Origin of the sequence: Nocardiopsis lucentensis DSM 44048 (assembly GCF_000341125.1) — a bacterium.
In the GTDB taxonomy this organism is placed as follows: domain Bacteria; phylum Actinomycetota; class Actinomycetes; order Streptosporangiales; family Streptosporangiaceae; genus Nocardiopsis; species Nocardiopsis lucentensis.
Genome location: NZ_ANBC01000516.1, coordinates 1 through 7,454 on the forward strand (window position 1 = coordinate 1; position 7,454 = coordinate 7,454).

At 71.6% G+C, this 7,454-nt stretch carries 8 protein-coding genes (1 of these 8 running past the window's edge); all 8 read right to left on the bottom strand.

The genetic code is table 11. The annotated features are described in order from the left end of the window. Nucleotides 1-377 (bottom strand): FAD-dependent oxidoreductase (locus D471_RS35000; protein WP_040690188.1); only part of this gene is annotated, 377 nt, incomplete at its 3' end. A gap of 47 nt (nucleotides 378-424) precedes the next feature. Beyond that, nucleotides 425-661: a DUF742 domain-containing protein gene (locus D471_RS42750; RefSeq protein WP_051059215.1), complete on the bottom strand. Its 237-nt coding sequence runs from the start codon at nucleotides 659-661 to the stop codon at nucleotides 425-427. Between the two features lie 232 nt (nucleotides 662-893). Continuing rightward, nucleotides 894-3,110, bottom strand: a complete 2,217-nt coding sequence (locus D471_RS0118210; RefSeq protein WP_017599940.1) for a sensor histidine kinase — start codon at nucleotides 3,108-3,110, stop codon at nucleotides 894-896. A gap of 273 nt (nucleotides 3,111-3,383) precedes the next feature. Next, nucleotides 3,384-4,301, bottom strand: a complete 918-nt coding sequence (locus tag D471_RS0118215; RefSeq protein WP_026127844.1) for a sirohydrochlorin chelatase — start codon at nucleotides 4,299-4,301, stop codon at nucleotides 3,384-3,386. Between the two features lie 155 nt (nucleotides 4,302-4,456). Further along, nucleotides 4,457-5,074, bottom strand: a complete 618-nt coding sequence (locus D471_RS0118220) for a GTP-binding protein (protein WP_017599942.1) — start codon at nucleotides 5,072-5,074, stop codon at nucleotides 4,457-4,459. Further along, a complete protein-coding gene (locus tag D471_RS38505; protein ID WP_026127845.1) occupies nucleotides 5,055-5,573 on the bottom strand; it encodes a DUF742 domain-containing protein in 519 nt (172 codons plus the stop codon). Before D471_RS38505 ends, D471_RS0118220 begins: the two co-directional genes overlap by 20 nt. Next, entirely contained in the window at nucleotides 5,570-6,004 is a 435-nt protein-coding gene (locus D471_RS0118230) for a roadblock/LC7 domain-containing protein (protein ID WP_017599944.1), read from the bottom strand. Before D471_RS0118230 ends, D471_RS38505 begins: the two co-directional genes overlap by 4 nt. A gap of 1 nt (nucleotide 6,005) precedes the next feature. After that, nucleotides 6,006-7,454, bottom strand: partial view of a sensor histidine kinase gene (locus D471_RS0118235; RefSeq protein ID WP_017599945.1) — the 3' portion only. The gene runs 1,032 nt beyond the window's last position; only the last 1,449 of its 2,481 coding nucleotides appear in the window; its start codon lies beyond the right edge, outside the window — the gene reads right to left on this strand; it ends in the stop codon at nucleotides 6,006-6,008.

Genomic DNA, 7,454 nt, shown 5'->3' on the forward strand with positions numbered 1-7,454 from the left:
CCGGGGCCGAGTCGGACCACGCCGGGGACGCCGTTGTCCTTCGCGCGCCGCTCGATGGCCTCCAGCCGCGCCGTGTCGTCGGCGTCGGCCGCGACGAGGAGCTTGCCGACCTCCTGGTAGGGCAGCCCGTGCTCCGCGCAGTACTCCCTGAGCAGCCCGACCCCTCGTCGGCACAGGGTGGCCTTGAGCGACCCCGGCCGGTAGTACAGGCCGGCGTGGACGACGCCGCTGTTGTGGCCGGTCTGGTGCGCGGCGACCCAGGCCTCCTTCTCCAAGACCGTGACGTGGACGCCCGGTCTCTGGAGGGCGAGCCGCCGGGCGAGGGCCAGTCCGATGATTCCGGCGCCGACGACGCCGACGTGTTCGGTGCTGCGCATGCCGGAACGCTAGCAACACCGAACACCGACGCACCTGGCAGGGTCGGTCAGAGTGACCTCAGTCCCACGAGAACCGCGTGCAGGATGTCCTGGTGGGCCAGTGGCCGGGAGGGGCCGCAGAGCTGGAGCGACCCGTCGTCCACCATGTCGGCGACGATCACTCGGACCTGGCCCACCGGCAGNCGTGCGTACCGGGCGTGCTCCAGTATGGCGCCGCGCTCGGGCCGCAGCCACTCCCGCCGTCCGGGCGTTCGGGCGGCGACGACGTGCCCGAGCAGGTCCATCCCGCGTCCGCGCGCGATGCCGCACGACCCCGCCGCGTCGGGGTCGCCCGCGTCGACCGCGAAGGGACGCAGGAACCTCTCCCGCCCGTCCCAGGCGCCGTCCGGGTCGGGCCGTGCCGTGTCGGGGACATCGGGCTCCGGTGCGCGTGGGACGTCGACCTCCGGAACCGGGACCGACCCGATGTCAGGGTCGGGGAGACGGTGACCGTCCCCGATTCCCGCCCGTGATGTCTCAGCGCTCACCGTGGCTCCCGTGCGGTGTGTGGGGCGGGGGGACGACCTGGGGCCCGCTGGGGTGTGCGGGGTGGGGGGGGACCCCGCCGGGCGGAGCGGTGACCTGGGGCCCGCTATGCCCGATACCGGGGACGGGTGCCCCTCCCCCTTCCTCGGGGTGCCGTGTGGGGTCAGGTATCGGACCGCCCGTCGGCACACCCGACGGCGGGGTCCCCCGTCCCGCGACCGTCGTCGCGTTCTCCAACGGTTCGAGGAGGGTGTCGGGAACGAGCACGGTCGCCCGTGTCCCGCCGTAGGGAGACGGGCGCAGCCAGACACGGACCCCGTGCCGTCCGGCGAGCCGGGCCACGACGAACAACCCGAGACGGGGGTCGTCGGGCAGGGCCATCACGTCGAACTCCGGAGGCTGGTCGAGCGTCCGCGCCGCGGCCGCGTACCCGTGCTCGGACATGCCCAGGCCCCGGTCCTCGACCTCCACCGTCAGACCGTCCGCCACGGGCGCGCAGCTGACGTCCACGGGGGTTCCGGCCGGAGAGAACTGGGTGGCGTTCTCCACCAGTTCCGCCAGCAGGTGGACGACGTCCTCGACCGCTTGCCCCTGGAGGAGGGCCCGCGGCGCCGAGGTCAGGCGCACCCGTTCGAAGTCCTCCGTCTCGGCGATGGCCGCGCGCAGCACGTCCACGAGCGGACGCGGCTGTCGCCAGCGGCGGGCCGACTGGCCGCCGCCGAGGATGATGAGGTTGTCGGCGTAGCGGCGTGCCCGTGTGGCCAGGTGGTCCAGACGGAACAGGCGGCGTAGTGCCTCCGGGTCCTGCTCGTGGTACTCGATCTCGTCCAGTAGGCGCAGTTGGCGCTGGACCAGCGTCTGGTTGCGGAAGGCGACGCCGAGGAACGCCCGGTTGGCGCCGCGCCGGATCTCCGCCTGGCGGACCGCCGCCTCCACCGCGGCGACCTGGGCGCTGTCCAGGGCTTCGGCGACCTGCCCGATCTCGTCGTCCCCGCACTCGTCCAGCAGGGGCAGCTCCTCGTGGACGTCGACCCGGTGTCCCCTCTGGGCCCGGTCGAGGATGGTGGGCAGGTCCTCGTCACGGTCCAGGATCTGTTCCCGAAGCCGGTCCAGCCGGTCGGTGAGGCGGCGCGAGGAACGGCCGACGACGGCGATCGCGGCGACGCCCGCGCCGAGGGTGGCCACCGCGGCGGCCACGCCGAGGGAGACGCGCAGCAGCGCGGTGCTCCAGGCCAGGTCGACGGTGCGTTCGACCTGGAGCCGGGTCAGCCCGTCCAGGGCCAGCGCGGCGGCGGCCGAGGAGCCGTCCCACTCGACGTCGGTGACGTCGATGTGGGTGTTCCATCCGGGGAGCGCGCCCTCGATCGCCTGATCACCCTCCCCCGTAGCGGCCTCGGCGATCGGGGAGCGGGTGACCACCCGGCGGCTGACCCTCTCGGCCCGGGTCCAGGCGTCCTGGGAGACCATCTCCTCATAGCGTTTCCTCACGCTGGGGTGCATGGCGGGTTCGGCGGTCTCCAGAGCGTCGCGGTAGGAGGCGGTGAGGTAGGTGAAGTGGGCGGTCTCCTCATAGCTCATCTCCCCCGCGGCGATGACCCCGGCCAAGAGCGCGTCCGCCCGGGCGAAGGCGGACCGGGCTCCGAGCAGTTCCTGGGTGAGGACCGCGTCGGTCAGATTCTCGCCGCCGTCGGTGGAGTGCAGAAGGGCGGTCGTGGCGTCCTGGACACCGTCGAGGACGTCGCCGTACCGGATCAAGGCCTCTCCTCGGCCCGCGTTCCCCTCGTCGACGTCCGTGCGCAGCTCGGTGAGCGCCGTGGGCGCCTCCTCGACCGTGGCCGCGCTGCGTTCGACCTCGTCACCGCCGACCGACGAGGAACCCGCAACGGTGACCGCCCGGGTCAGGGATGCGTCGGTGCGCTCACGCTGCGCCTCGAGCTCGGCGCGTCGTCCGTCGTCGGCCGCCTCCCGCTCGCCGAGGCCGAGATGGACGACGGTCAGACGCCGTTCGGCCCGTAGTTCGTTGGCTGCCGCGGAGTAGGCACGGGCCCCCTCCCTCGCTTGGGCGACCGCGTCCATCAGCTGGACCGCCTGGACCGTGCCCACAGCGGCCACGACGAGCCAGAGCGCCAAGAAGCACAGGCTCGGGATCAGCACGATACGGGTGAGCTGCGCGCGGATCGTGGGCGCGCGGTCGCGGGTTCTACGCATGGCCCCCTCCAGCCTGTGGATCCGCCGTGCTCCTCGGCAGGCGCTTCGGCGGAGTGCGGTCGTTGTGAGGCTATCGGAGTTTCATTGCCCTACGCTGTCAAACAATCACGAATAGTTATCCTTTGTGGCGGGAGCGTCCTCTCCAGGTGTGCTAAGGAATCCCTGTTTCGTCTCGAAACCCGCAGGTCACGGCAGCACACACGGCAAAGGGCCACCCGTGGAACGGATGGCCCCGTATGTCTTGCCGTGGGACTCGGCGTGTCGCGCCCCGGGTCAGGATTCCGGGCGGTGTCGGGAACCCACCGGCGCGGGGAGTTCGTCGACGGTCGGCGGCTGCTCGACCCCCAGCGAGTTGAGGACCTCGGCGTAGCGCAGCGCCGCGATCTTACCCAGAAGGCTGTCCGCCCCCAGCGATGTACCCAGTCGCGCCCCGAAACGCTCGGCCAGCGCCTCCAGATCCGCGCGGGGCAGCTCGGGCCCCAGCGCGCTCGGTGCGATCACCGGACGCTGGCACCCGCCCTGGCGGAGCTGGCCGACGGTCTGCTCCACCGACGCCGCACTGTCCAGATCCGCGGGCAGGACGGTCAGCCCGAGACGGGCCGCGAGCAGGACCGCGCTCACCCCGGCCGCGCCCACCGCGCCCTCACCGCCGACCGCGCCGACGACGACACCGTCAGCCATCGTCGTGTCTCGAGCCACCACGCTGATCAGGCGCATACGGTCGGCCCGCACGAAGCCGGCCTCGGCCAGGCGCAGGTGCAGGACCTCGGCCAGCATCGGGTGGGGACCCAGTCCCTCGGTGACGCGTACGTTCGCGCCCGAGGCGGCCACGGCCGCGGAGATCACCTCGGACACGGTCTCGTGCGGCGCGGTGACCAGGGGCACCACGACACCGGCCAGCGGACGGTCGTCCCCGTCGTCCAGTCCGGTGAGCGCCTCGGCGAGTGTCTGTTCGTCACCCTCGGTGTGTCCGAAGCGGATCGTGACCTCTGGGCGGTAGGCGCGTACCAGATCGGCCATCCGGGCACCGATCGACCCGCCGTCGGCGTCCCGGGCCTGTTCGGCCGTTCCCGGGACCGCCATGACCAGCGCGGGAGTACCGAACCAGTTGTCGAAGGACAACGGGTTGCGGTGTCGACCGGAACGACGCTTGGGGAGTTCGCGTGGAGGAAGTCGGTCTGAGTTTCGCATACCAGGATTCAGATAAGAGGCGGATGGGGCGATCAGGGCAGATCACGGCCAAGGTCACTGCCGCGACATTGTAGCGTTCAACACCGCATTTCGAGGGCGTGTGTCCCGAACGTATACCGGACCCGCCCGTCGGCCCGGCGCCGGGGCGCCGAACCTCATCCGCTCAGAGCCGGGCTCCGCACCCTGAGAACGTGCGTGATCAGCTCAACGAGGACCTCCTTGCACGACGTGCGTACCCGTGCGTCGGCCATCAGGATCGGGACGCCCTCGGTGACGTCCAACGCCTCGCGCACCTCCTCCGCCCCGTAGTCGTCGGCACCGTCGAACCGGTTGACAGCCACGACGAACGGCACCCCACGCCGCTCGAAGAAGTCGACGGCGTGGAAACAGGTGTCGAGCCTGCGTGTGTCAGCGAGCACCACCGCGCCCAGCGCTCCCTCGGACAACTCGTCCCACATAAACCAGAACCGGTCCTGGCCGGGCGTCCCGAACAGGTACAACACGATGTCCGAGTTAATGGTGATGCGACCGAAGTCCAGAGCCACCGTGGTCGTGGTCTTGTCCTCCACGCCTCCGGTGTCGTCCACCCCGAAACTGGCCTCGGTCATGACCTCCTCGGTACTCAGCGGGGCGATCTCGCTGACGGAGCCGACCAGGGTGGTCTTGCCCGCGCCGAACCCCCCGGCGACGATGATCTTGACTGCCTGCGGGATCGGCTCCTGCCGGGTCGGTTCCCGCGCCCCCGGCCGGGTCTCAGAGTCTGCGGATGCCATCGAGTACCGCCTGAAGTACTTTCTTCTCGGGAAGCTGGGTCACGGGTACGGAAGCCCGCGTGCGAACGTCTCCCTCAGCGACGAGATCGCCCAGGAGCACCTTCACCACGGTCATGGGGACATCGAGCCGTGCCGATATCTCCGCGACCGAGATCGGCCGCCGACACAGCCGCAGGATCTCCCGTTGCTCGGGCTCCAGGGGCCGTTCGGCCCGGCCGCGGACGGCGACCACGATGGTGATCATGTCCAACCGCGGCCCGTAGTCACTGGGGCGCGTGCGCCCCCTCGTCATCGTGTAGGGGCGGACCAGGGAGCCTCCTGGGGCATCACCCGCCAGGACGCCCGGCGAGGGCCCCTCGGAGGTCGGGTGGGTCCGCCCCCGATACCAGGGCGCGGACCGGCCGCCGACCGGCTCCGTGCCCGAGGTCCCGGTACCCGCCCCCTCCGCGGATACGGGTCCCGGAAGGACGATGCCACGTTGTTCGCCCGGTGTGTTCACGAACCCGTCCCTCCCATGGCGCTGAGTCCAGCGGACCGCCGGGGCGCAGCCGTGAGGAACTGCCCCACCCGCCTGACCCGCAGGTTCATCTCGTAGGCGACCAGACCGACATCCGCGTCCGCGCTGGCCAGCACCGCCAGGCAGGCCCCCGACCCCGCCGCGGTGACGAAGAGGTAGGAGTGCTCCATCTCGACCACGGTCTGGCGGACCTCTCCTCCGCCGAAGTGCCGTCCCGTCCCGCGCGCCAAGCTCTGGAACGCGGACGCGAGCGCCGACAGGTGCTCGGCGTCCTCGGCGGCCAACGCGCGGGACCGTCCCAGGGACAGCCCGTCGGCCGACAGCACGATCGCGTGGTCGGCGCCGACCACGCGATCGACCAGATCGTCCAACAACCAGTCCAGGTTGTCCGCGGCCTTGCTCTTGCCCACCATCTCAGTCGCTCTCTCCCGTGTGATCGTCGGTACCCGCACCGACCTGACCGTCACTTCCGTGTTCGCTCCCGTCGACATCCCCGGCCCGTCCGCGGCGCGTCCCCGCGTTGAAGGCGTTCATCATCTGGCGTGCCTGCTCCGGGCTCCGGCCCGCCGACCTCGGCGCGCGATCCTCGCCCCGGTCCTCCCTGAGCTGTGGTGCGAGGTTGGCCTGCCGCCTGCGTCTGGGCAGCCCGGGCCGGTCGGGACCGGCCCCCACGCGGCCGTGTCCGTGTTCCTCAGCCTCACCGGCGCCGGTTCCGTCGGCGTCCGGGGACGCCAGGTTGGGAACCCTCCGGAGCACGGGCGAGCCGGTACCGCGCGGGGACCGGCCCACGCGGGTGTCACCGTCCGGGTACGGGGGCACCGGGCGCAGCAGGGGGCGCTGACGTCCGGAGGGCCCGCCCGCGGCGGCGAGGATGTCGTGCGTGCGTGCCTGGTCCCACCGCTCCGGTGTGGCGTTCCCCCCTGTCCGGGCGACACCGTTGATCCGGGGCCGCTCAGTCCCCCCGCCCGTACCGGACGTGATGAGCGCCGACGGAATGAGCACGACGGCGCGCGTCCCTCCGTAAGGCGACGAGCGCAACTGCACGCCGACGCCGTGTTTGTGCGCGAGGCGAGCGACGACGAACAGGCCCAGCCGGGCGTCGGTGCCGGGGCCCATGACGTCGAACTCGGGCGCCTCGCTGAGGGTGGTGTTGGCCCTGAACAGGGCGTCCTCGGTCATGCCGAGTCCGCGATCCTCGACCTCGACGGCGACCCCCTTGGGCACGGTCTCGGTGGCGATGGTGACCTCGGTGTGCGGCGGGGAGTAGGCGGTGGCGTTCTCCACCAGCTCGGCCAGCAGGTGGATGACGTCGGCTACGGCGGCGCCGGCCAGCGAGAGTTCGGGTACGGAGGTCACCCGGACCCGCGCGTACTCCTCCGTCTCGGAGATGGCGCCGCGCAGGATGTCCATGAGGGGGATGGGGTGGCGCCAGCGCCGACCGGGCTGCGCCCCGCCGAGGATGATGAGGTTCTCAGCGTGGCGACGGCCGCGGGTGGCCAGGTGGTCGAGCTGGAAGAGGCTCTCCAGCAGGTCGGGGTCCTCCTCCTCGCGTTCGACCCGGTCCAGCAGTTGGATCTGGCGCTGCACGAGTGACTGGTTCCGGTGGGCGATACCGAGGAAGACCCGGTTGACGCCCGCCCGGAGGTCGGCCTGTTTGACGGCGGCGCTGACGGCGGTGCGCTGGGCGATGTTGAAGGCGTCCGCGACCTGGCCGACCTCGTCGTCTCCGTGGTCGAGCTGCTTCATCTCGGTGTCGAGGTCGACGGTGTCGCCCGCCTCCAGTCGACGCACGATGCGGGGCAGGTCCGAACGTGCGGTGCCGAGGGTGTCGGAGCGCAGTTTGGCGAGCCGGTAGGTGAGCCG